This window comes from Psychrobacter sp. 1U2, assembly GCF_051847575.1.
The window spans coordinates 1-521 of the sequence record NZ_JBPYDC010001801.1; the positions used below are offsets into that span (position 1 = coordinate 1).

A 521-nucleotide genomic window follows, 5' to 3' on the forward strand; every position below is an offset into this window, starting at 1 on the left:
AAGGTAGCCATTTTAATGTATCAACCGATATCAATTGTTAACATTTACTATCAAGGATTTGGAGCCAAACGTCTTATCGGCAAATTAACGATGGACGGACGACGCCCTGCCTTTGGCTATGATGCAGCGTGGCTGGCTGATGGAATGGAGCTGTCACCAATTGAGATGCCATTACGAGCAGCACCTTATTATGGTACTCATGCGTCGAGCCATTACCTATGTGGATTATTGTCAGACAGCTTACCTGATGGTTGGGGAATGTTGCTAATGGATAGGTTCTTTCGAAAAACAATGACTCATGCTACGCCCATTAATGTCTTAGATCGCCTTGCGTATATTGGTAATTCAGCCATGGGAGCGCTGAGTTTTGAGCCACAACAAAACCTATCAGGCTCCGATATCGACATCACTGATTTCACTTTAGCCAAACTAGCCGCTGCCAATCAATCGATTTTATCCGGACAAGATAGTGACATACTGGCTGAGCTTATCGTCATCGGTGGCTCACCACAAGGCGCAAG

1 protein-coding gene is annotated in these 521 nt (G+C 45.3%); it reads left to right on the forward strand.

From position 1 onward, the window contains the following. Positions 1–15: 15 nt before the first annotated feature. On the forward strand, positions 16–521 hold a 506-nt coding region (locus ACS8FD_RS24480; protein WP_439277755.1), incomplete at its 3' end, for a HipA N-terminal domain-containing protein.